Raw genomic sequence first — 24,529 nt, forward strand, 5'->3', positions numbered from 1 at the left:
TAATAAGATCATCATAGGTTTTTTTAAGTTGGTCAAATCTTACCAGGGTAGAATGTTATCCGGTCCGCTGAAATTAGCTGGTCCGGTAAAACTTCCATTGGGAAGATCTTCTGCCAATGCCACTCTTATGGGTTCCTTAGAGCCTTCTTCTACTGTATCGGTTCCCTGGAAATTATTAAGAGCAGTTGCGGTAAAACCAGGACTTACCAAATGAACTTTTACATTCGTGTTTTCCAGATCTATCGCCAAAGACAGGAAGATTCCATTGAGCGCCGTTTTCGATGCGCCGTAAGCAGCATCAAAGGCTGAGCGGTAGGGATTTTCAGGGTTTGCATTGATTGTCAAAGATCCCAATGCGCTGGAAACGGTCACTATTCTTGCAGCAGACGCTTTTTGCAACAGTGGTAAAAATGCCTGAGTAATGGAAAGTGTGGCAAAGACGTTCGTTTCCCAAACAGCCTTTAAGTCATTGATCGGGATGATGGTGGCACGTTGCGCTCCCAAAACTTCTTCCATTGTGCGTCCAGGTTTTCCTGCGTGTGAGATGGCCGCGTTATTGACCAATAATGTTAGATGTCCAAATTCACCTTCGATAAGTTCTACCGCAGATTTTACAGAATCATCATCTGTAATATCAAGCTGAACAGCTTTTGCCTGACCACCAATCTCCCTGGCTGCAACTTCTCCTTTCTGAAGATCACGGGATCCTACATAGACAGTATAACCGTTATTCGATAAAGCTTTTGCGATCTGAAAACCTACACCTGTATTGGCACCGGAAACCAGTGCTACTTTATTTTCGTTGTTTTGCATAATTGTAATTGTTTTTTATTGTAGCAAAGTTGAGCATTGTAAAAGTTTGGATTGTATCCAAATCGAGAATATTTAAAGCCATATTGAGTATCCGAAAAACAATTTGTTTGTATAGTGGAAAAACAGGAACTACTGACCAATTATTTTCGGATTGAATTGAGAATTATAGAATCAATTGATGGACGAAAAATGACTACTGAATATAAAAACACACAAGTCTTGTAAATTAAATCCTTTATCTACGTAAAATGGATTTAATCGATGGAAATGTTGTCTCGAATGGATATGTTCTTCACGAGATTCTTCCAAAACCGGTGCTTTCGTAGCTTCTTTAAACGGAAATGCCTTAACAACAAGAGGTTTGAATCATCTATCAACAGCCAAACGTTTTTTGACCTCTATATTATGAAAAGGCCTAGATTATTTTTGCTTCACAAAGATCTGCCTGATCATTCCACTTCCTGTACCGCTTGTGATCTGCTGTGCTTTTCCATTTTTCCAATAAACAGCTTCAGAACCTCCGCCAGAAACGGATTGATATCCTGCAATATAAATATCATTACCGGAAACGTCGAGGCTTAATGCAGCAGAATCGTCTGAACCCAACGTAACGGGTGAACCGTTTTTCCAGTATTTTGACACCAAAGACTGGCTATTAGGCAAGATGCCTGTTTCCGCAATGTAGACATCATTTCCTTTCACTGCGATGGCTGTTCCACCTGCATAAGAAGTTCCGTCCTGAATTAGGGTAGGAGTTGCCAGATTTTTAGAGTACCGCGTTTGCAATTGTCCCGAACTGTTATAAGCAACAGACCACATCATATACACATCGGTGCCCGACACGGTAATGTCCTGGTCATCGGGTGTTGTGGTCTGGTCTGACAGATCACTTCTCTGACCGTTTTTCCAATAGCAGGTAACGGGCGTAATCCAATTCTGCATTCTACGTTCCCCGATAACATAGACGTCGTTTCCAACCACCGCAATGCCTGTGGCAATAACATTCTGCGCTTCATCGGTAAGATTAACTGCTATCCCGTTTTTCCAGTATTTTGCTGCATATGTGTTTTCTGCCGGCTTCATTTCCTGCCCTGCAATATAGACATCATTCCCGTTGATGAAAATGTCGTTTGCGTAAGCATCCCTGGATCCCGTCTGTCAGGTCTGTAGCTAAACCGTTTTTCCAGTACTTCGCAACGTATTTACCGGCGGAGTTTATTTCGAATCCTACATGGTGTACATCATCACCAACCATTGCCATCCCTTTAACGTCGGAGCTTCCAGATCCTGTACCTAATAATACTGCGTTTCCGTTCTTCCAGTACTTGGCTTTGTATCCCTCACGGCCTGCGGCATAGACTGTAGATTCGGAAGGATTTGCAGTGTTGTCAATGTCATCGCTGTTGCTACATTGTATTGAAGTAATTCCTGCAAGCAAAAAAATGGAGGACGTGTAAAATAGAGATTTGATGTTCATAGTAAGATATTTCCTGATCTGCTGTCAAAAATTACGCCGCATGAGACCTAAAATCAAAATGATTGAATCAATTAAAATTAAAAGGCTTTGAATTTGTTAGCATTAAAAAAAGCTCCTATGAAAACAGGATTGGTTTGGTTTAAAAATGATGTCAGGCTTCACGATAATGAAGCGTTGACAGAAGCAATCGAGGAATGTGATGAACTTATATTCTGCTATGCAATAGAAAAAAACAATTTTAGAAAACTGGATCTGGGATTTAAAAAATGCGATATCAATCGCTTTAAATTTCTTAAACAGCCTGTTATGGATCTACAGAACCATTTGGAAAAATTGGTCGCTCATTTGTTGATAGGCTATTTAAATGCCAAAAAGTGACTATCTAAATGGCTTTTTTGATTCCTTATATCCAAAATCCTAAAACCAATAACATACTTAAGCGAACTAAAGGTAAGGCAAGCAATTGAGCTTCTGCTATATTTAGATCTGAACTTCAATTTTTCTTTTTGATTTTTCTGAACCACATAAAATTGATTTGGAAAAATTTATGCACGGCAATTATAAATTCAATGTAACATTAGATAGTATTGTCAGACTGACTGGGAAAGCCTTGCAAGCTTCAAATGCGATTTCAGTAAAATATTTAGTTCCCCACCTAGAACATGGTTACAGCATAAGCGGCTTGCTGAGACCCCATTTTCAAATAGGTATAATAATACAAATCCTTCTTTAATCTATTTAGAATTAGGTTTTGAAAGTTGATCGCACTTTACGCATGCGTAAAAAAAGAATTTGGATACACTCCGAAAGCTACTCCAAAAACTGACTTATAGCAAAATTACCAGTAAAAGTTTCCGTTGAAGAATCAAAGAAACAGGCACTGTTGAAAATTTAAACCCTGCATCCGCAGGGTTTAAATTTTTAATTGCTATGCAGGCTGATTTTTATACAAAACAAGCAGGTATCAAGTGAGGTAGTATTAATTTTTCATTGGGATCTTCTATTCTCAATGACTGTATTTTAATTAAAGTGCCTTATCGGAAAATATTGTTGTTCCTGCTTTCTATTCCTTACATCTGAAATTTCGGATTTTAATGAATCATCACATGGCTGATCTATAATGTCCAAAATTGCTATGCCAACAATAAATGTAGTACTTTTATCCTTCCGTTCTCAACTATTGCGATATCCATACCGCTTGCAACAGGCTGCTGGTCAGGAATACCGAGCTGCCAGCTGATCTGTTGGACATTATAGTTTGATTTTGGATTTTCGGTAAGCGTAAACTCAAAATCGGCAGGCCAGTCCTTTTGCAATTTTATGCTAATACAGTGGTGCAGTATGGAAATACAGTGGTGCAGTATGAAAATAAAGAGGTTATTCAGAAATATATTGAAAATCAAGGTAAGGAAAAACAGTACACAAAATTTTATACTGGACAACTCAAGTTATTCTAATACCTCGTGGGCTTGCCCCGAGGTAGTTTATTAATCTTTTGAAAACTTTTTATTTATAATTATTTTAAAAGCTATAAAACGGGTGCCAATTTATATATACTGCACAAATTGGTTGAAAAGGGTAGGAGTGCTGTCCATTGAAGGTGTATAATTGATCATAAAAAGGTGTATCTGAAAACTTATGAGGTGGCATGGAAAAGTTTTTCTATTTCATCTTTGATATGATCGGTATTATTTTTTTTAATATTCTCCAATGATTTGATTATACCCATGATCTGCAACTCTTTAAACCAGTGTAATGGTAAAATAATTTTTCTAGGTTCCGAAGTTCCATTGTTAATTAAGATGATGAAATAATAGGTATGGAGAAATTTACGAATCTTAAAATCACGGATATAGGATACAGGTATTTCAACATACGGGCGTACATAACCATTTTTAAATAATGAGTATTTTATAAAGGAAACGCACTCGCCTGAATATTCATAGACGTGAAAATTAACAGTTAAAGAATATAAAGAAAGACCAATAATAATACTTACTAAAAAAACTTTTAAATAAAAAAGGGTGACTAAGAATGATGTAGTAATGAGTACGACGGACAATGTAAGAGTTAGAAATCTAAGATTCCGTACATTTTTTTTGTTCGTAATTTTCATAATTGCTTATCTGGTGTTATTTAAAAAGGTCAACAGTTTTTATATAAACTGATGACCCTTCGATATATTGAGTTTGTGTTAGATTGTGAATCCAAGGCAAAATTAAGACAAGAGGGTATACAATCCAATTTAAGCATCAGTCATTTTCAGGAAAACAGAGAAGACTAATTATGCATTAAAAAAAACTACTAAAAAAATTTTGGTAGAATAACAACTACAAGCATGTCAATTATTAAAAACAAAAAAAGCTTGATTTTTTGAAAAAAAACTATAAATCATTTATTATCAATGTGTTTAAGTAGGTGTCTAATCGTATTTAATGATCCGTTTTCAGGAATTTGGTACAACATAATTTTTAGCTATCTATTCAAAACATTACTTTTGCAAAAATTATTTTTATTAATCGAAAGTATATTTGATACTTATAAAGATAACATAGTAATAGTATTATAAAATCATTTAGCTGAAAGGCTATTTTTTTTCATCATTTGTGTTTTTTGCCTTCTCGTTAGTGAGAAGGCATTTTTAAATAAAATATTTATCTTTGAACTTAAGAATACAACGGCTACATCATGTGATAATTTTAAATTGTTTTTGAACTGAAAACTGTTTTTTTTGAATGTTGTTAATCAAAAGAATGTTTAAATAACTATTAGTATTTATAACCTCGGATATTTGCAGTGTATGGACGTGCGAGTCGAATAAAAGTATACATTAAAAAAATCTTATGAAAGTACAATTGTTATACATCCTTATATTTTTTTTAATTAGCAACATTTTTCATTCACAGAATCAAGATATCTATAACCGAATCTACACAAAGACTTATTTAGAGACTTCTCAAAAAGATTTTAAAAAGGCATTGCAAATTGCTGATTCACTTTATCAGATTTCAGAGACTCCAAAGTTTAGGGCAAAAAGTCTCATGCTATCTGCAACTCTTCTACAACAGTCTGGAGAAGTCAAAAAGTCTATTGAATATGCTTTGAAAGCAGAAGACATTGTCGTTACCTCGGAAGAGCATTTATGGCAGGCTAAGGTTTACGGTTTTCTGTCGTCACAATACAGAAATCTTGGTTTATTTGACCAATCAAAAAAGTATGTTGAAAAAGCAGAAAAAGCTATTGGAAAACTGGATAATCAACAAGTGATTAACAATATGAAAGGATTGTTAATGCAAGAAAAGGCTTACCATGAAATTGAGTTTAAAAAATATTCTAAGGCGATTGATCTGATAAAAAAATCACAGAATTATTTTGATTTGGCTAATAACAAAGAGTTTTTTCTTACAGCAACCAACCTTCAATTAGAAGGTCAATGCTATTTTAAATTAGGCAACTATGAAAAAGCAACGGTGCTATATGATAAGGCGAAAGTTATTCTTGACCCAATGCCAGATAACTTTTTAAAAGGTTTGGTGTATAATGGAATCGCACAAGTATACATTGCTACTCAAAATTTCGAAAAAGCAAAACAATATTTGAAAACAGCAGAAGAAATTTCTGAAAAGTCTAACTATCTCCACCTGAAGAAAGAGATTTACACGACGTCTCAACAGTATTATCTGGAAACTAAAAACATTAAAAAATTTGAAGAGGTAACGCATAAAAAAGATTCAACGCTTGAAAAAATTGATAGGAAAACTACTTCTTTTATCAATAAAGAATTTTCTGAGCTTGAGAAAAAAAATAGGGCTTCAGAAAAAAATGCAGTAAAAAAAAACTATTATTTAGTAGGTATAGCAGCTTTATTTGGAATTGTGTTGATCTTCCTGGCTTTAAGAAGAAAACGACAACACGTAAAGCTCAAACTTGCGAACGAGCAGCTTGTTGAAATGCAACGGAGGCATTCAGAACTAGAGATTCAAAACCAAAAGCCAAAAGAATCAGATCATCCTGAACCGACAAAAACTATATCAGTCGATTCGGAGCAACCACCAATGATGACTGCTGCAACTGAACAAAAACTTCTTGCAAAACTTGAAAAGTTTGAAAAAACGACCCTTTATACACGAAATTCAATATCACTTCCCTTTTTAGCATCCTATTGTGAAACAAATACCAAATACCTCTCTTATGTGATTAATCATTTTAAAAGAAAGGATTTTAATAATTACATCAATGAACTCCGCATTAATTTCATTTTAGAAAAACTACAGACCGAACCAAAATATCAAAAATATAAAATTGCAAGTTTGGCCGAGGAGGCTGGTTTTTCGTCACAAAGTAAATTTGCAGGTGCATTTAAGAAAGTTACACATATTTCACCGTCTCAGTATCTTCATAATTTAAGAGAAAGTCAATTATAACATCTAAATTGTGAATCGAGGCATTGTGAAGGGTTAGTAAATCCAACCTGATTAGATAATGGTGTAATATTATAGTAATCAATGTTTTAAATTGATGTTTGTGAACTCCTTTTTCAGGAATATGAACCTGTTTCCTCTTGTTAAAATATCCTGACAGACGTAATATTGCCAACTATATAGAGCAGCATTATTTCACAAATGGAAAAGGTCTTACATCATACTTCTCATCTTTACTTCACACTTTATGGCATCTTCTATGACATCATCATAGCATGTAGATGTATACGTCCAACTTACACTATTAATTATTCATTCACTGTAGTATACAGGGAATGTTTGAAATCTGTTAATACTTTAAAATATATCTATTTGAGGGGTGGTGAATTTCAAATTCCTGATAAAAAACATATTAAATACCGTATAAAAAGTAGTCTCTGTTTCAACAAAGGATGCTAGTATTATTATGATCACCCATGTGCGGTACTTAATATTTTCAATTAGTACATACTTTGATCAAGGCTTGTAAGAATAGGCTTGCCAAACTTTTTATAATGAATCATTAAAGTTATATGTTAAATACATCACAAGCATAAAGTCCTTTGGAATACTAACTGGCATGACACAAGTAGGGAATATGCATTAATGCTTATGAAATTCCGTATTTAAATAAAAAACCCGCTAAAAAGGAACCATAAATAATTATTAGATGAAAAAAATTAACAAATTACTCTTAATCCTTCTTTTTTCTATAGGATTAACCTTCACGATCAAGGCTCAGGACTTAGATGCTGATAATGATGGAATTATTGATTGCATCGAAAAGCGAGTGCAGGGTGCAACAATGTCAACGTTGTTTCAATTAAACGGAACTGCGGTAAGCGGCGGCAGTTCCGGCATTCCTGCGAATACAGTAAGGCTTACGGAAAATATTGCAACCCAAAGCGGAAGCATGTGGTCGCTGAACAAAATTAATTTTGCTAAATCATTTACAATCAGATACCAAGCATATTTGGGAGCTTCTGATGGTGCAGATGGTATAGCAACAGTATTCCATAATGATCCAGCCGGTAATTCAGCCGTTGGTGCATCAGGATTTGGAATTGGAGCTGCCGGAATTGTAAACGGTATAGCACTTGAATTAGATACTTATTTAAATAATACATCATCCGGTGATATTTCTGCTGACCATGGAATGATTTGGGATACTGATGGAGCAGTTTTGAGTGGTGGCGATTCTTTCGTTCCGGCAATTGCTTCGCTGACTAATGCTGTTGCTGTCGGCGAATTGGAAGATAATGCTTGGCATAATGTTGTTGTAACATGGAATGCGGCAACGCGAACTCTATCATATACTGTAGACAACATTAATGCGGGTAGCTATACTCATAGTGGCACACTGGATAACTTTTGTTTAACATATTTTAATATACCTGTTTCTCAAGTTAATAAACTTGTAACATATGGTTATACAGCATCAACAGGAGGTTCAACAAACCTTCAAAGTGTAAGAATCAACGATTTCTGTTCGGATTATCCTCAATTTGTGGATACGGATGGTGATGGTATTGAAGATTATCTAGACGTTGATTCGGATGGAGATGGATGCCCTGATGCAATTGAAGGTGATAAGAATATCACACAAAGTATGTTGAATGCTGATTGGAGTATTGCCGGAACAGTAGATGCAAATGGTATTCCTACTGCTGCTTCTGGTGGCCAAGGAGCGGGAAGTGCCTATAATTCTGTTATTAACAGCTGTTTAAATACGGGGCTTTGTACAACAGGATGTAATGGTAATACATACGTTAACAGTAATGATCCCAATACTATAGAGTATGATAATATGGTAAGTATATTTCATTCTTCAATGGCTAAGGAAGCAGATGGTAAAATTAAGATATGGGGCCAGGGTGCTGCGTATAATACAACAGGTGCAACGATAGGGAATATCGTAGTACCGACTGAAATTAACAGTACAACATACCCGGGACTTACAGGAACGATTCTGAAATTTACTGCCGGAAGTAATGTGAATAATCAACAGTTTGCAGTTTTGACAACGACTGGGTTATTTATCTGGGGAGGAGCAGCAGGATCAATGATTAATACAGCGATAAAAAATTCAACTACTTTTGGATCTGTTTCAATTGGAACATTTGGTATAACTGGTACCAAAGCGGATGGTTTACCTGCAAATATTTCGCCAACAGATGTTAAAATGATGTTCGGAACAAGAAATACATTAGCAATTGTAACTTGTTCAGGTGCTGCTTACGTTTTAAGTAACGGGGGAGCTAAGAACGGCGATGGCACAACTACAACCGACGCAGTTTGGCACAGGGTTAAAATCAACGCCAATACAAATTTAAGCAACGTTGTTGCAATGAGAGGAACTCACCTTGCAATGATGGCATTGACTGCTGATGGAGAATTATATACTTGGGGTACAGGTTCCCGTTTGGGAGGTGCTTCAGACACTCCTACAAACAGGAGCTATGCTACATTGATGTCAAAACCAGCTGGTATAACACCTAAAATGATTGGGATGACGTCTGCCACTGACACAAATGTTATATACCAATCTTATTATTTGCTTGCAACAAATGGTAATCTTTACAGTATGGGCGAAAATGTTTCCAGACAATTAGGGATTTTTTCTACAACGGACAGCAACGAGTGGGTACAAGTAAAAAAATCAGCCGCAGCAGGTGATTTTCTTACAAATGTTGTATGGATAAGCCCACAGGAACATGAAGGCGGGGACTATGCTGCTATTAACGTGCTTACGACAGACGGAAAATTGTGGGGATGGGGAAATAATAATAATCGTATGCTAGGAGGGGGATCAGCTACTACCATTGACCCAACCTATATGCCGGGAAGTACTACGGGTTCCTACAACGCAGGAAAGTTGAATCTTACGGACACTTTGATTGCTGTTGAAACAGGTGGACATACCACTCTCACTATTAAACAATGTAGCACAAAATTTGGTTATGTGGGGCATAGTATCCGAGGAAGTATGGCAAATGGAACAGAAACAGATGGAACAGCAACCGAATACAATTTTTCTGATACATCAGCACTTTCTATATGTGGTGCTTTAGCAGGACCAGCCGTTCAGAATTTAAAAATTTGTGAAGGCACATTTGCCAATTTACTTAACGCCCAACCCTCCTCACTTCCCCCAGGTGCAACAAGTATTCAATGGTGGACAACAATTACAAGAGATCCTGGAACCCAAGTTGTCAATGTAACTGCTGTTACGCCAGGGATTTATTATGCATTCTATGATCCTTTGATCGTTAACTGTCCAACTCAAATGACTGTTTCATACTATCTTCCTACAGATGCTGGATATTCTAGTTGTGCTTGTTACAATCCTGCTTTCACGCCGGGAACAGGTCCAGAGACAAAATTAGGAATAACATTGTTAAAAAGGGCGTCCGTAGTTGACAATTGGCCGATGGGAAGAAAATCCGGGCATTTAGTAATGGAATCTAACTCAAAAGGATTTGTGATCACACGCATATCAACCGCAGGGTTAGCATCAATAGCAAGTCCGCAGGAAGGGATGATGGTTTATGATACAACAGCAAAATGTCTTAAAATTTACAGCGATGGTTCGTGGAGTTGTTTTAATACTCCTGCGTGTCCATAAAAGATTTTAATAATCTAAAAAGTAAATTTTTCATAGGATCGATACTTACCAATTAAATAAAATAAAAATCAAAATAAAAATGAAAAACATATTATTAGTTGCAGCAGTTTTATTTTCTGTACTTTTCAGTTCTCAGGTGATTATGGGTGATGCAATAGGAACGGCGCCGGCAGGGCAAAAAGAATCGGTTTTATTGGAATTTGCTGCGGGTCAAAATAAGGGGATTATTTTACCATATGTTCGCACTATACCTGGAGGAACTGGTTTAGCTGAAGGAACCATCATTTTAGATGCTACCAATCAGGCTGCTGCAAGAGTAAAATACTTTAATGGTGTTACTACCGGAGGAGCTACAGGATGGGTAGATTTAAGTTTTGGTCACGACGCAAATATAACAAATTCTATGACACTTCAACCTAGTCCGTCGACCGTTACGGAGGATGCAGGATCTAAAGTAATCATCGGAGCAAATACTTCATCTGCCGATGGTATTCTAGTACTTGAATCAATAACAAAAGCAATGATACTTCCTACAGTCGTTGATACAAATAATATTCCGGATCCAGCGCCCGGGATGATGGTTTTCATCAATAAAACTGGAGCCAAAAGACTGGCTGTATACAACGGTGGGGGATGGACTTATTGGAAACCATAAGGATGATCAATATTGCAGGATAATTCAGGTTTCATAATATTTCGGCACGAATAATCTAATGATTATTCGTGTCTCTTTTAGTTTTTATGATGACTTAATACTTTTTATGAATTGAGTAAGTACAACACGAGATCAAATTAAAAATGACAAAAAAGTTAAAAAAGATCAATTTCTATCTCAGAAAATATTTAAATATGCCCAAAAGCCAGATAGTAGCAGAGTTGAATATATTATATTTTGAGAGCGAAAACATTATTGTATACCATCAAGAAAAATTGAGATTTTTTTTAGGTGATGAAATTATATTTTTGTTGAAAAATGAAAGGATATATGAGATTTATATCACTGAATATATATGTAGTGTTCCTTTTACAAGTATTTTTTATCATCATGACCAGGATTTCACATTTACTGTCATTGGGCTACAGAGTAAAGAAATTCAAACTTATTAGTTAGTGCCTCTAAAGTTCAGTAAAATAAATTCATCTAGCTTGTCTTTTTGCAAAAAGCTTAGGGAGTCTTTTTTTAATCTTTGGAATTCGAATATATCTATATTTACGGCCAAATTTAATAAAATATTTTACTGTCAATCACTTTTAAAATTTCGTCATCGTCCTTTTTTTTAATGGTTTTGATAAAGGTTACAATTCTTAACCCTGTGATCGGAGCAAGTTGCTTTCGGGTGAGGTAAATTTCAAACGATTATTTTTCTTTATTGTTAGTGTAGCTTTTAAAATAGTTAAACACACCTAAAAGACTAACTTCAGGTTATAGCTGCAAAACTTGAAACTCATCGTAAATCTTAATTGGACAGTCAATGCCAAAAAGTGTCTTTCACGCAATATTTGTTTTTATCAAAATATGGATTTGATATTTTACTGTAAAATAATCTATCTCATTATGGAAGCAAAGAAAAGTAAAGATCAAGAACAAAACGCAAATATAACATCCTCCGACACCTTATTGGTTCTCCATAACCACAGCAACACCATCGGTATCGTCCAAAATATCAATCCAGACGGAACGATCAATCATACCGAACCAAACCAGGGATATTCAAAACCCAACTTAAAAATTGACTCAAAAGAAGACAGTTTTATCCAATTCTATTCAGATTTCTACCACCAATTAAAAAACCCGGAAGAATTCACCTTTTTCAAAGTCACTGAATACGAAGCCAAAGAAGCAGCCAAAGACCTTCAAAACTACATCGATCAGGCAAGCGTTAAAGAAATCGACCAACTCAAAGATTATGCGGTGTCTATCGATGCGGTAGAAGCACAACTGGATCGTCGAAATAAATTCACCCAGTACCAACAAAGTAAAAGTATCCATCCTCACATTAAAGAACAGCAATACCGTTATCTTCCCGAACAGATTGACTGGAATATTATGAGCAAACTCAATCTCAATCAAGAGAAACTGGAACAGCTCGACGCTTTAGAACCATTACTCAAAGGATATAAAACACCCACCTTGATTCCCATTACTTTTAATCAGGGAACCATCGAAACCAAGATGGATGTCAGACTTTCTTTACGACTCAACGATGTAGGATATCTGGAAATCCGTATTCATGCCATCAGAAAAGAACCCGATTTCAACAGCAAACTCTTTGGTCATGAGTTTACCGCTGAAGACAAGAAAAATTTGATGGATACCGGAAACATGGGCAGGGTAGTCAATCTGATTAATCCAATGACCGACGAACTAACCCCTTCCGTCATCAGCAGAGACCGACTGACCAATGAACTTATCGCCTTAAGAGCAGAACATATCAGAATCCCGTTAGTCATTTGCGGAGTTACCCTCAACGAAGAACAAAAGAAAACCCTCAAAGAAGGCAAACCTTTATTCATTGAAAACATGATCTCCAAAAGAGGAACCCTATTCAATTCCACCGTCCAGTTCAATGCCGACAAAAGATATGTAGAATTCCTATTCAACAGAAACATCAATAATTTACAAAACCACTTACAACACAAAACCCTTCAAACCATAATCAAAGCAGAAGTACCCAACACCTTCAGAGGCAAACCCATCTACCAATGGCAGATCGAAAAACTCAAAGCGGGGGAGACCGCATATATTAACGGACTCACCGACAGCAAAGGAAAGAAATATCAAGGCTACATCAGTTTCGATAAAAACATCGGAAAGTTTGAGTTTTCATTTAAGAACCCGAAGAAACAAATAGGATTAAACAAACCATCGATAAGGCAGAAAGGTAGAAAATTATAATAATTAGTAAAATAGATTATGATCTTTTTGAGATATTTTATAATTGATCCGAAATTCAATGTTTTGGGCGTTTAATTGTTTAGACAGTTCATATCTACTCTGATATTAGAAGTTATATTAAAATTTCTAACGAGCTCTAAAATAAAAATATTAGATGAGCATCGTTGTTTTTTCCAAATTTTTATTTTAAAATAAAGTTTAACAGAAATGTTGGTTTCAATTAGGAACTATTGTTAAAGAAAATGTTGCGGGAAAATTATCTTTTACAAATTGATTGCCCCAGAAGTAATTATATCCTATTCTAAAAGTAGAATTTATAGCGATGCCGATTGAAGCTTGATTGAAAAAAAACGATTTGCTATCTGTTTTTATTAAATTTTCATAAAAATATTTATTTCCTGTAACGTACCCAATCCTGAAATTTGAGTATATAGTTAAAATATCAAGTAATCCAGAATAGTAAATGCTTCCTTCAAAGCCCAAATCCAGATTAGTGGAAGACTTATCACTAGATGTACCTATTTTTGGAATGTCGACTGCAAATTTGGGTGCAGTTATCAATTTAAATGAAAATGCATTTTGTGAATCTGTGTAACCTAAAAGAGGATAGGAAAGACTAAATGTTGTGTTACCCCCGCCTCCCAATAGTCTTTGTACAGCATCCTTTTGAGATGAAATAGAATCACTATCAGTAGGATCATTATTTGTATTTGATAGCAAAACACCTACGCCAACTCTTAGAGGACCAAAATAGTCTGCGTACAGCTCATTGAAAATTGATGCCTTGCTTCCTTCAGAACTTAACGAAACCAATGTGTTTTTTAAGAATTTACTTTTTTTATCAGTTAAATAATTATCATAATACATCTGTGCTCCTACTGCATTTCTCACTGGAAAAAGCTGAAAATTGTTAAAGTTTAGAGCTTTGTAATTCATTTCTTGTGCATACCTAAGAAAGATATTGTTGTCTTTATATGCCTTCCTTTTTTCTTTTTCAGCATCCTCAATTTCATTTCTTAATTTTTCGATATCACTTAGGGACGTAGCATTGTTTAAATCATTCAACAGCTTCTCATTTTTGATAATAAACAAGTTTGTAATTTTCTCTTCTCGTTCTTTGTGAATATCCAATAATGCCTTTTCAAACTTATGGTAATAATTCTTAGATTTTGCAGCTTCGGCTCGAGCTTTAAATATTCCTATACTATCACTGTATTGATTGAGAAGTTGATTACTGTCAAAATCTACAGGCAGAAGGTTTCGAGACTTTTCTATGTTTTCATTTTTAAATCTAAACGGAATTGTTTGACAGTAGCAATTGCAACAGCTGATGATAGAAATCAATGTAATTAGTTTTTTCATGAGAATTAGTTTTGTAGTTTTAAATAATAAATGTAACAAATCAATTAATATTTTGATATCACCCTTTTGTGGTATTTTTAATATAAAAAATAAAATGCAGGTCAATTAAGTGTTCTCGTAATTGTGAAACAATTATTTTTAATATATTTGGAAGATCGTGTTGTGATATATTCTCAGCATAAAAACTAACAACCTGAAATATCCATGAATTATCTTGAGATTAGCTCCTTTATTGAAGCTAAGAAAAAGCGTAAAGCTCATATAGAAGAGGAACTTCGCTATGTTAATACGCTTACGTATAATTTAAGAGCAGAAAAACCTATAAAGTGGTACAATAACTTTTACTACATTGTTAAAAGGGCGGTATTCATCATTTTAGCAATACTGTCGCTTTTGTTATTGAGCAGCACTTTTACACATCAAAATTCTTTTAAAAAAAAATTCTCTCAACATTTTGAAGGTATTATATCCGCTGGTCTTAATGATACTTTTGGCACTCATCGTTCTGTAACTGTTTTAGAAACAAGTGCGGTAGATTCGCATAAGGCAGAAGCTATTATTTCAAAACCCGTCAGAGCAGATATTCAGATGAATATAAGTTCTAAGGTTTATGACTATTCACTCATGACCGTTAGAATAATTTTTCTATTGGCTGTGCTATTATTTTGGTATATCGCAAGACTGACAAGAAAACTACATTTTAAGAATAGATTGATTTCTGATTATTATGATTCCAATCTTACAATTATGAATATTTATAAAGAAGTAATTCAGGAGCAGAATTTTGAAATTGATTTTTTAACTAAGGCTTCCTCAAAAAAAAATAATTAACTGCACAGAATTTTCACTCAATACTTGCTAAACAATAACCAATTAAAATGGATAATAACAATTTACTAACTGGAAAAAAGTATATTAAAGATATTTTCAATCAAGAACAATTTTACAATATACCTGAATATCAACGACCCTATGTTTGGGGAGTTGATCAAATTGAAAACTTCTTGGATGATATAACAAATGCACTAGAAAGTAATAAAGAAAAAGAGTATTTCGTGGGATGTATGATATGGAATACAAGAGAAACGGAATCTAATGGCATCAAATATAAGTTTCAAGATATTTTAGATGGGCAACAAAGATTTTTAACTTTATTTCTCTTACATGCCGTTCTACGAAATTTATCATCTAGTGAAAAGCTAAAAACAAATGTGCAAAATCGATTAATTCAGGAAGCTGATGAATTTAATAATGTGCCAGCAAGAAATAGAATTGAGTTTGATATTAGAGATGACAAAAATTTCATTGACAGATATATAATTAACGAAATTGAATTAAATTCAGAAATACTTGAACAACTGGCAAAAAATTATGATAATAGCTCATCGGTAAGAAATTTAGCAAATGGTATGAGTATCATTCTCAATTGGTTTAATGCAAAGGAAAGAGAAGACGCAGAAAATTTTCAAGAATTTTTAGTAAAGTTTTACACGTATTTATCAAACAAAGTGTTAGCACTATATCTCGCTACACCCAATAATCTTGACGATGCCTATAATCTATTTACTGTACTTAACAGTAGAGGATTACAACTGCAAGTCAGTGATATTTTAAGAGCTCAGAATCTTCGAGTGATACTTGATGATAAGATAAGGCGTGAATACGCAAATAAATGGTCAGACTTTGAGAATAAGATAAATCTGCCTTACAAATCATTTGATGAATTTTTATGGGCTGTGGTTTTTATTAAAATGAAGTATCGAAGTGACGACAATCAAACTTTGACAAAAGCTTTTGATTTTATGTTCAAAAAAGGTTTAATGGTTAAAGGATCGGAAACTTTAGATATTGTTGAAAAATATATTAACCATTTTCTAGCAGTTAATAATGGAAGTATTGCTACAAAGGATTCGGCATATTTATTCTCAAATATAAATTTTATTTTATCGAGTGTTTATGGCTCGCAATATTTAACACCCTTAATGCATTTTAAAGAGTCTTTTGACGAACACAATATTGTTGAATTTATAGTGAAGATAGATAATTTATTTTCTTTAGGTTGGTTGTTAGGTCGTAGACAGTCTATGACTAGAACATTTACAATCATCAAACGAATTGAATATTACAATGATAAAGTTGTTAAAAAAGAGCTGTCTAAAGAAGAAGCTAGTAGATTGATGATCAATGATGAATGTCTGAAATATGATTATTTTGATGAAAATATAAGTTCTGAGAAGCCTCTTAATATAGATGATCTCGAGAATAGTCTTAGAAATGATAGGTGGGGAGGTTTCAGTGGTACAAAAGTTAATAAAACAAGGTATTTGTTATTAAAACTTGATCTTTTAATGGGAAGTAAAAATAATCAAATTCAGTACAATAAAAACTCTTCAAGTATTGAACATTTAATGCCTCAAAAGATTGAAAATACACTATGGTCTATTGATTTAGACTTTCATAAAGAATGGTTGCATAAAATAGGAAATTTAGTTTTAATAGACAGAAATAAGAATTCTTCTTTAAGCAATAAAAACTACGAAATAAAAAAAACAAAGTATAAAGGTGCTATAGAAGCAAGAGCTAATACGAACTATGTTTTAATGCAAAATAATGAATGGAATCAGGACGCAATTATTGAAAATCAAGATAGAATCGTGAAATTGATAATGAAATATTATCAAGGGAATTCACTTGATACATTTTTAGAGATTCAGCGTAATTAAAGATTTGAGAAAGATAATATTAAGCTTAAAAAATGTCTCGAGTTTTCTTAGAACTTTTTAAGCAATCTACTTAACAACTTAAATATTAAAACCTAATTAGATTATACTAAATGCAATTTAAGACTTTAAAATATGGTTAACAATACTAGTATTAGAAAGATTTTATACAAATACAGATCACTAGATAATTTTGATTTATTTTTGGATATTTTAATAAATAAAAGACTTTATGCAACAAAATATTCCTTGATGAATGATCCTATGGAAGGTTTATTTTTGTTCGAAAATGGTACGATTCAAAGTGCAGTCAGAAAAAAGATTTACAATGAAAAGAATGATCTTAAAATTTGCTGTTTATCAGAGAATGAGGATAGCATGTTAATGTGGTCTCATTATTCAAATAGTCATAAAGGTGTTATTTTGGAAGTGGAGGTTTCAGACTTAAATTATGATATTGTTAATGTCAAGTATGAAAATAATTTATCAACATACAATGCTGATGTATCTGCAAAAACTATTCTTTCATCCAAGCTTATACATTGGGAATATGAGAAAGAAGTTAGAATTTTTCAAAAAAATGATCAAAATAAATATATCAATGTAGAAATTAAAAGAATAATTTTAGGGAGAAGGATCAGTGAATTACATAAAATCCTAATACAAAAATTGGTGCTGAAAATTGATCGCAATATTATTGTTAGTGAAATTCCTTACGAGGATTTTGAGTATTTAAAATTTTAAATCTTTGTTCCTGACTTTTCTTATTCTATAAAATTTTAAAGTTAGAAGCCATACTGTTTTTATTTGAAAACAAGGTGTTAGAGTTTTCGTTTAATAATCCGAAGAAAAATTGTAGGGTGTTAAAAATGTTTTTGAGAGGAGTGGAAAGAGACAGTAAATAAAGTTATTTATGGTAATTATCATTGCAAGTAAAAATGATAGTAAAAGACTTATCTTTAAATAAGCTTTATGATTTGTTCTGAGTTTTGTACAAACAGTAGATGTTTTTTTGATGTTTATGACGTATTGAAACAAAATATAAAACCTATTTATTGATTACAAAGTATCGTTGTGTGAGACTTAGTTATATCTAATATCTCGACCATTTTTTCAAATCTGTTCTGCGATCTTTTACGCGAATTCCAATTCTTTTGAATAACGATTTTTCAATTTCTACACCTATTTCTATTTCATAAACTTCGCACATGTCTTTAAGATAATAGATTTCTGAATCAACAAATCCCCATCTTTCTTTTAGTAATTCAAATTCATTTTGATTTAGTTCTGCGGGCTTTTTGGAATTAAAAAATGAACTTAATTCGCTAAAAATTGTTGCAATATGCTCTTCAAACGATGAAACGTTTCCCTTTACAAATCTTTCCGCATAATCTCCTGCCGTTGGATTTTCATTATTTAATTTTTTGAATTCATGACCATAACTTATTGCCATTGTGAAAAATTCGACAATATCTACCTCGTAAGGTTCTCCCATGAGTTCTTTGAAATCTTTTACAAGATATTCATCCTCAAAATTATCACTACGTTTCTGATTGCAGTTTGAACACAATAATCTAATATTATGTTCTTCTGTCGCTCCACCTTTAGACCACGGGATTATATGGTCAAAATGAATATTTTCATCTAACACTGCATTTCCGCAACTACGACAAATTTGATTTTCTCTTTTTAAGACTTTAAATTGAATAGTTCTTGGAATAGTCCGGGAAATTCTTCTTAATTCTTTTGTTTCCGTAAATGGTTCCGCAACGTAAAATACCGGACAGTAATGTCCGAAAATTCGACAACTTTTTTCGTCATTTTCAGTTTGAATAGGAAAATCTTCAACTAATGGACCGTAGGGACAATATTTTAGTTCCCAACAAGGTTTGCAGACTGAAGAAACTCTTTTATTCCAATCTATTTTCTTTCCCCAAGTTAAGAAGAAATCGTCTGATTTATCCATAGTGCTATAATATGTTGATTTTTTTTTAAAAATCGTTTTTTGAGATTCAAATTATTCCGACACCCTTTGACTGTCTGTTTAAAAGAGACTATTATGGAAGGACTATTCACGGAAATGCGATGGATTTGGAAAAGTGTTTGTAGATTTGGACGAAGAACAAAAGATTATGAAAGAATTGAAAAAAAAAGGTAATGATTATCTTGTCGAATTAATCGGTGACGAAAATAAATTTTTGGACTACTTTATTGATTCTATTTATTTTATCGACAACGAAACGATAATGAGGGAGTTCGATGTAATCAATGAAAATATTAAGAAGGAAGAAATTAATATTGTAAGAAGGACTAAATCCAAAGTAGTGTATGTAGAAAAGCTAGAAGATGGCAGCTTTTCAAAAAAGCTTTCGGACGAGAAAAGAATTACAAAACTTTCGGACGAAAATAAATTATTTATAAGAGAGAACGACGATTTTATCAGAATAAAATTTGATTCAACCGGAAATTACAATCTTGTGAAAAAAATCAAAACCGAATTTGGTATTGATCTCAGTAAAGATTATAAAAACTATACCATAGCTCACTTGTCCGATAAACCCAGCACACCACTCAAGCATTCATTAGCAAACATTGTATTGATACCTACGTTTTTGAATAAATTTCTGGATAATCGTGGAATTGTTTTAGGTACGCTAAATATCAATGTTCTTAAAGTTGTAAAGGCTATGATATTTTACAAGTTTGGAGAACCTGATATGTATGATACAATCAACGCCAAATATGAGCTGAATGAAAATGAAATTAAATTCATCACAGATTTTGATTTTGAGAAACTAAATTTCTTAAAACGGCCGTAGCTCAACAAAATGCTATCTAGTTGTTCCTATCCAAAGCTTCCGTCCAAAATTTCTTCATTTTTTTCTTTAGCGTCTCCGGTTCTAAAACTTTTACTGACCAGCTTCTTTTCAGCACTTCCATGAGAAAATCTTCATTGGGTTTTACAAAGAACCGAAATTGAATTCTGTCCGGAGTTTCTGCCAGAATTTGTTGGGAGGAATGGATAGGATTTGCTTTCAGATAATGTCCGTCTCTGTGATCGAACTCAAGAATGATTTCTTCGGGATCACAATTCGTAAACATTCCGACAGCATGCTTGTAAGGGATTTTAAAATCTATTTGTTTCGGTTTAAAATTGCCTAGGATTTCAATTTTTTTTATTCTTTCCAGAGCATAACTTTTAAAAGGAATTTCTGAATCGTCCGTTGCCAAAACATCCATTTAAAATCTTTTTGCTTAATTCTGTAAGGACAAATTTCCTTAAATTTTTCCTGTTCTGAAATGTAATCAAAATAAGATATCTTGATTTTTATATGATTTTGAACAACCTCTGAAATAACGTGAAAATATTCCAGTCTGGTATTAGCTCTGGTTTCTGGAAGAACATATCCCGGAAGCATCATATCTGCATTTAAAGAAGATAAAAAGATAGTAGAATTAAGAAGATCATTTTGGAAAACCCCTTCGAAATCAGTAATGACTTTGTAACGGTTGTGCGGATCAACGTTAATTTCTACTTTCCAGGCATTTCTCAATGCACTGATGTCATGACCGAATGTTCTTATCGGATATTCATCTTTCTTAGAGAAGAAATTTCGGAATAAGCCTAAAATTTTTGCAGTACTTTTTCTCTGATTTCATCGATTTTCAAAGTTCCGTTATGCGCAAGAGTAGTTCTCAGCAATAAAGACATTCTTAAAACGGTCTTGTCAAATTTTTTCTTTCAAATATAGTAGAAATATTGGGGTGTCGTCTTGTAAATTTTTCGTATTTTCTTTCTAAAAATCACAAGTGATTTTTTACAAAAACAGTTGGAAGCGCATCCCTAAATTTTGATTAACCGGTATGATCTTCGAAGAGTTTCCGGTTGCAACTAAACTATGTATAACATCCGCAGATGGATGTTTGTGTATGTTGCCAATTCCATAATTAATAAAACAGTTTTGTATGGATCTCAAGTGTGAATGCAGATTACCGTCACTGTTTTTTTCCGATCCGTGATGGGGAATTTGGAAAAGCCAGAAATCGCCCCAATATCTTTCATAATGACTTATAAATGGATTAATATCATCTTTCTCTAGCAGAAAACTATCGGACGTCAATAATGCGTTCGGAAAAATAAACTGATGTTTTTCCATCACTGACCTGAGAAATCGGTGATAAGGTGTCATCAATGCTGTTTCAATTCTAGAGGCTACAAATTTGTGGATTGTGTTAACTGTCACATCTCCGTCTAGAAAATAATAATTTTCATTTCTTCTTTAATCTCTGCCTAACTTCAAGATGGCGGGCATATTTCTATGGAGTAGAGAAAGCGCAGTAGTGTTTGAATCTTCCAACTTGATACCTTTTATTTTAGTCTTCCTCTTAGCTTTGAGAAAAATCGATTCTATATCTTTCCCTGACGTAATTTCTTTAACGGTCTCAATAATTTCATTTAACAATTCATCTTTTGGTAGCTTTGAATCAATTTTAAATTCCTCATAAAACAATCTAACAACCTCTTCATAGTAGGCTCTTTCGTTCTCTGTAACTTTTCTGCGGTAAAAAATAAACTCCATTAAAACGGCTTCTTCAGCACACACAATTCCATTTTCAGAATCAAAAACTTTATAACCCTTTACATCTGTATTTGATGTGGTTGGGTTTTCACTTGGGGTGATCGGTTCTTTATTTTTAAAACTAAACTCGAACCTTTTTTCCGGATTATCAGTATTAAAATCTCTAGATTCATCACTAATCTGATCTCTATCCAAAGGTCCGGTTGGATCTGATTCTATGAGAAAAACCTCCGAGTTGCCATCAAGATTATCGTTTAGGGTTCCGAAGGGATCTATCGCAAATCTGATAAAGAAATCATCTTCTGATTGACCCGGATCGCGGGTAAATTGTTTTAGTACCAAGAATAAACGCTCTTCATAAGTCAGAAAAGGCATCACTAATTTTTTTATTTTAATTTTTCCATTTAATAAGTTTCCGATTTGATTAACATGATCCTGATGGAAGTGAGATATTACTAGTAGATCAATGATTTTGTATTTCAAGAAATCATCGTCACGATAAATATTAATTTCCGACTGATATGCACCGGAAGTAACACTCCCGCAATCAAAAACCATTCGAAATTTAACTTTGTTTTTGTGCGAAATCTTTCCGCTATAAAATAATCCTTGGCCTACAGGGTGGATAATAAATTCTTGATTTAAATTATGCATCGTTATGTAATTTTTGACAATCTCGTCAGAGCTTAACATGATTCCATTGAATGGGAATGTTTAAAGATAATGATTAAATCTGTTTTTACTGAACAAGTAGCTTAGATCGATTATTAAACTATATCAATGGATTTTTCAAATTGACAGCTATGTTAGCTCAATTGTATAAAGAAAAAAAAGGTCTAATTTTTAAACTACTTATAATATATTGAACTTTTCTTTATACGCCGATTAATATATATATATTATTTGTAAGGTTACTCTATTATTTTGATTATACTACTCGTTAACTTTATGGATTTCAAATATTTATTATAGTCTTTAATTTCTTCCAGTGCTTCCGCTATATTTAATTCATCTTCATTACTAAACTTTAGTTTTTCTAAGATATGTTGTATTTTATTATGATCAACATTTCTGAAAATATCTTGAACTTCGTTTAATTGCATAAAGTACCATCCCGATACATCAATGTAATGTCCACTATACCCAATAAATTTTAATATTAATAAACTTAAAAGATTGTGTAATTTGAGTGTATTGGCGTTAATTTCCTCTTTCCAATTTGAATCAATTGGAACTCCTCCATGCAAATAATTGTTTCTTTGTTGTAAAACAGTCAAATCATCATTATCAAGAGTTATTCCGTACAATTCAAAAGGTTTTACTAGTTTATCTCTATTAGTAGGACTATTTAAATTATTAATTTTATTGGTTAAAATTTTAAAACCTTTAGGATCTATTTCATTTCTGTATTTTTCTAGAAGATTTAATTGTTCTTCTCTAAATCTTTTGGATACTGCATTATCTTGGATTGGCTTAAAAATTTCTTGATTTTGATTTTTTAAAAACTCTGTGATAGTTTCAATAGCTACAGAATAAAGAGCACCTTTTTGAATGGGATCTGATAAATTACCTGTGGTAACTACAAGTTCAAGTGTTCGTAGAAGTTCGGGATGGGATGAAACTTTTTCACAGAATACCGAAAACAATTTTGAATCAAACATTGTGTGATATTTTGCTAAATCCTTTTGTTCCTGTTCGCTTCTATTTTTAAATGTCTGAAAGAAAAATGTAGGGTTAATTACTTGATTTTTTGATATTATTGAAGGTGACTCCAAAACATATTCATAATCATCTATTGTTTCGAAATTTTCTTCATTAGATAAAATGTAAGCAACTTCATCTTTATAGAACTTTCCTGATAAAAAGGCAAAGCACAATCTAATGATATAGGAGTATGTTTTAAAATCATCTAAATCAATTTTATCTACTGAGTCAATAATCATTGAATTGAGAGGCTCTAAAGCATAAAAATCAAATTTATAACCATTTATAGTTACATCAACTGACATTCCTTTAGTTGAATGAAATGGTAAACCCATTAGTGATTTTTGATAAAACCAGCTTTCATCATCAAATTTCAAATGATTTCCTTCAAATTTTAAAATATCTGTCGGATAGGTTAGGTCGATATCACTTGTTCTAATAACCAGTCTTGTATAACTAGGTTTTGGACTTGTCTGAAATGTTTTAAGATTATTTAGAATTCCATTAAGATATTGTGGTTTAGTTGGAAACTCTGTTTTAAAATTTATTACAGAATCTATGTTGGTATAGAGAAAGTCGCCTTCTCTAATAATAGTTAACGCTTTATCCAATCCGTAACTTTCTTTATATCTAACACCCCCGATATCTAAAATTTCATCAAGTTTAATTTGAAAAGACAGACCTTGCTCCCTACTATTTAAAATCTCAAGCGGAAAATATTGTTGAACCACTTTATTGTCAACAGTAGTATATAGAAGTTGAATTTCAAACTCTCCTCCTAATGCTAACTTTCTTAAACACTTTACTGTTGGAATAAAATTTTTAAGTTTTGCAGATTCCATTATTTTTTTTTCAGAATCTAAGACGGGTCTAATAAATGGTTTTTTCAATT

Annotated in this window: 19 protein-coding genes; 9 read left to right on the forward strand and 10 right to left on the reverse strand. The window is 33.1% G+C overall.

What is annotated here, in order from left to right:
- Nucleotides 1-39 precede the first annotated feature (39 nt).
- From OF897_RS12130 to OF897_RS12140, 3 genes are all read right to left on the reverse strand, one after another.
- Nucleotides 40-813 (reverse strand): SDR family NAD(P)-dependent oxidoreductase, encoded by a 774-nt coding sequence (locus OF897_RS12130; RefSeq protein ID WP_267265944.1) that lies wholly within the window; start codon nt 811-813, stop codon nt 40-42.
- A gap of 420 nt (nt 814-1,233) precedes the next feature.
- Nucleotides 1,234-1,896, reverse strand: coding sequence for a hypothetical protein (locus tag OF897_RS12135; RefSeq protein WP_267265945.1), 663 nt, complete (start codon nt 1,894-1,896; stop codon nt 1,234-1,236).
- Nucleotides 1,897-1,918: 22 nt separating this feature from the next.
- Entirely contained in the window at nt 1,919-2,290 is a 372-nt protein-coding gene (locus tag OF897_RS12140; RefSeq protein ID WP_267265946.1) for a hypothetical protein, read from the reverse strand.
- 117 nt (nt 2,291-2,407) lie between these two features.
- On the opposite strand from OF897_RS12140, the gene OF897_RS12145 reads away from it, so the two are divergent.
- The 5 genes from OF897_RS12145 to OF897_RS12165 all read left to right on the forward strand — a co-directional run bounded on the left by OF897_RS12145 (nt 2,408) and on the right by OF897_RS12165 (nt 13,271).
- Nucleotides 2,408-2,668, forward strand: coding sequence for a deoxyribodipyrimidine photo-lyase (locus OF897_RS12145; protein ID WP_267265947.1), 261 nt, complete (start codon nt 2,408-2,410; stop codon nt 2,666-2,668).
- Between the two features lie 2,663 nt (nt 2,669-5,331).
- On the forward strand, nt 5,332-6,714 hold the full coding sequence (locus OF897_RS12150) for a tetratricopeptide repeat protein (RefSeq protein WP_267265948.1): 1,383 nt from the start codon (nt 5,332-5,334) through the stop codon (nt 6,712-6,714).
- A gap of 706 nt (nt 6,715-7,420) precedes the next feature.
- Entirely contained in the window at nt 7,421-10,375 is a 2,955-nt protein-coding gene (locus tag OF897_RS12155) for a lectin-like domain-containing protein (protein ID WP_267265949.1), read from the forward strand.
- 79 nt (nt 10,376-10,454) lie between these two features.
- Nucleotides 10,455-11,030 (forward strand): hypothetical protein, encoded by a 576-nt coding sequence (locus OF897_RS12160; RefSeq protein ID WP_267265950.1) that lies wholly within the window; start codon nt 10,455-10,457, stop codon nt 11,028-11,030.
- A gap of 783 nt (nt 11,031-11,813) precedes the next feature.
- Nucleotides 11,814-13,271: a DUF3945 domain-containing protein gene (locus tag OF897_RS12165; protein ID WP_267265951.1), complete on the forward strand. Its 1,458-nt coding sequence runs from the start codon at nt 11,814-11,816 to the stop codon at nt 13,269-13,271.
- Between the two features lie 216 nt (nt 13,272-13,487).
- Here OF897_RS12165 and OF897_RS12170 read toward each other — a convergent pair whose 3' ends face one another.
- Nucleotides 13,488-14,633 (reverse strand): hypothetical protein, encoded by a 1,146-nt coding sequence (locus OF897_RS12170; protein ID WP_267265952.1) that lies wholly within the window; start codon nt 14,631-14,633, stop codon nt 13,488-13,490.
- 204 nt (nt 14,634-14,837) lie between these two features.
- Here OF897_RS12170 and OF897_RS12175 point away from each other — a divergent pair, with 204 nt between their 5' ends.
- The 3 genes from OF897_RS12175 (at nt 14,838) to OF897_RS12185 (ending at nt 18,097) form a co-directional block, all read left to right on the forward strand.
- Nucleotides 14,838-15,464 (forward strand): hypothetical protein, encoded by a 627-nt coding sequence (locus tag OF897_RS12175; protein WP_267265953.1) that lies wholly within the window; start codon nt 14,838-14,840, stop codon nt 15,462-15,464.
- A gap of 47 nt (nt 15,465-15,511) precedes the next feature.
- Nucleotides 15,512-17,356: a DUF262 domain-containing protein gene (locus tag OF897_RS12180; protein WP_267265954.1), complete on the forward strand. Its 1,845-nt coding sequence runs from the start codon at nt 15,512-15,514 to the stop codon at nt 17,354-17,356.
- A gap of 132 nt (nt 17,357-17,488) precedes the next feature.
- Entirely contained in the window at nt 17,489-18,097 is a 609-nt protein-coding gene (locus OF897_RS12185) for a DUF2971 domain-containing protein (protein ID WP_267265955.1), read from the forward strand.
- A gap of 349 nt (nt 18,098-18,446) precedes the next feature.
- Here OF897_RS12185 and OF897_RS12190 read toward each other — a convergent pair whose 3' ends face one another.
- Nucleotides 18,447-19,319 (reverse strand): HNH endonuclease, encoded by an 873-nt coding sequence (locus tag OF897_RS12190; protein WP_267265956.1) that lies wholly within the window; start codon nt 19,317-19,319, stop codon nt 18,447-18,449.
- 166 nt (nt 19,320-19,485) lie between these two features.
- Here OF897_RS12190 and OF897_RS12195 point away from each other — a divergent pair, with 166 nt between their 5' ends.
- Nucleotides 19,486-20,172 (forward strand): hypothetical protein, encoded by a 687-nt coding sequence (locus OF897_RS12195; RefSeq protein WP_267265957.1) that lies wholly within the window; start codon nt 19,486-19,488, stop codon nt 20,170-20,172.
- Between the two features lie 16 nt (nt 20,173-20,188).
- Here OF897_RS12195 and OF897_RS12200 read toward each other — a convergent pair whose 3' ends face one another.
- The 5 genes from OF897_RS12200 to OF897_RS12220 form a co-directional block, all read right to left on the reverse strand.
- A complete protein-coding gene (locus tag OF897_RS12200; RefSeq protein WP_267265958.1) occupies nt 20,189-20,593 on the reverse strand; it encodes a WYL domain-containing protein in 405 nt (134 codons plus the stop codon).
- Complete coding sequence (locus tag OF897_RS12205) at nt 20,530-20,907, reverse strand: hypothetical protein (protein WP_267265959.1); 378 nt, start codon at nt 20,905-20,907, stop codon at nt 20,530-20,532. Before OF897_RS12205 ends, OF897_RS12200 begins: the two co-directional genes overlap by 64 nt.
- A 264-nt stretch (nt 20,908-21,171) precedes the next feature.
- A complete protein-coding gene (locus tag OF897_RS12210; protein WP_267265960.1) occupies nt 21,172-21,543 on the reverse strand; it encodes a ComEC/Rec2 family competence protein in 372 nt (123 codons plus the stop codon).
- 90 nt (nt 21,544-21,633) lie between these two features.
- Nucleotides 21,634-22,587 carry an MBL fold metallo-hydrolase gene (locus tag OF897_RS12215; RefSeq protein WP_267265961.1) on the reverse strand — a complete coding sequence of 318 codons (954 nt, stop codon included), beginning with the start codon at nt 22,585-22,587 and terminating at the stop codon, nt 21,634-21,636.
- Between the two features lie 257 nt (nt 22,588-22,844).
- On the reverse strand, nt 22,845-24,527 hold the full coding sequence (locus OF897_RS12220; protein WP_267265962.1) for a hypothetical protein: 1,683 nt from the start codon (nt 24,525-24,527) through the stop codon (nt 22,845-22,847).
- Between the last annotated feature and the right edge of the window lie 2 nt (nt 24,528-24,529).

It is taken from the genome of Chryseobacterium formosum (assembly GCF_026460885.1).
GTDB lineage: Bacteria > Bacteroidota > Bacteroidia > Flavobacteriales > Weeksellaceae > Chryseobacterium > Chryseobacterium formosus.

Bases quoted from the DNA above. Each gene is read 5' to 3' on its own strand.
- OF897_RS12200 (WP_267265958.1), bottom strand. From the start codon at position 20,593: ATGGATGTTTTGGCAACGGACGATTCAGAAATTCCTTTTAAAAGTTAT.
- OF897_RS12175 (WP_267265953.1), top strand. From the start codon at position 14,838: ATGAATTATCTTGAGATTAGCTCCTTTATTGAAGCTAAGAAAAAGCGT.
- OF897_RS12160 (WP_267265950.1), top strand. From the start codon at position 10,455: ATGAAAAACATATTATTAGTTGCAGCAGTTTTATTTTCTGTACTTTTC.
- OF897_RS12195 (WP_267265957.1), top strand. From the start codon at position 19,486: ATGAAAGAATTGAAAAAAAAAGGTAATGATTATCTTGTCGAATTAATC.
- OF897_RS12140 (WP_267265946.1), bottom strand. From the start codon at position 2,290: ATGAACATCAAATCTCTATTTTACACGTCCTCCATTTTTTTGCTTGCA.
- OF897_RS12170 (WP_267265952.1), bottom strand. From the start codon at position 14,633: ATGAAAAAACTAATTACATTGATTTCTATCATCAGCTGTTGCAATTGC.
- OF897_RS12145 (WP_267265947.1), top strand. From the start codon at position 2,408: ATGAAAACAGGATTGGTTTGGTTTAAAAATGATGTCAGGCTTCACGAT.
- OF897_RS12130 (WP_267265944.1), bottom strand. From the start codon at position 813: ATGCAAAACAACGAAAATAAAGTAGCACTGGTTTCCGGTGCCAATACA.
- OF897_RS12150 (WP_267265948.1), top strand. From the start codon at position 5,332: ATGCTATCTGCAACTCTTCTACAACAGTCTGGAGAAGTCAAAAAGTCT.
- OF897_RS12210 (WP_267265960.1), bottom strand. From the start codon at position 21,543: ATGACACCTTATCACCGATTTCTCAGGTCAGTGATGGAAAAACATCAG.
- OF897_RS12180 (WP_267265954.1), top strand. From the start codon at position 15,512: ATGGATAATAACAATTTACTAACTGGAAAAAAGTATATTAAAGATATT.
- OF897_RS12155 (WP_267265949.1), top strand. From the start codon at position 7,421: ATGAAAAAAATTAACAAATTACTCTTAATCCTTCTTTTTTCTATAGGA.
- OF897_RS12185 (WP_267265955.1), top strand. From the start codon at position 17,489: ATGGTTAACAATACTAGTATTAGAAAGATTTTATACAAATACAGATCA.
- OF897_RS12215 (WP_267265961.1), bottom strand. From the start codon at position 22,587: ATGCATAATTTAAATCAAGAATTTATTATCCACCCTGTAGGCCAAGGA.
- OF897_RS12135 (WP_267265945.1), bottom strand. From the start codon at position 1,896: ATGAAGCCGGCAGAAAACACATATGCAGCAAAATACTGGAAAAACGGG.
- OF897_RS12190 (WP_267265956.1), bottom strand. From the start codon at position 19,319: ATGGATAAATCAGACGATTTCTTCTTAACTTGGGGAAAGAAAATAGAT.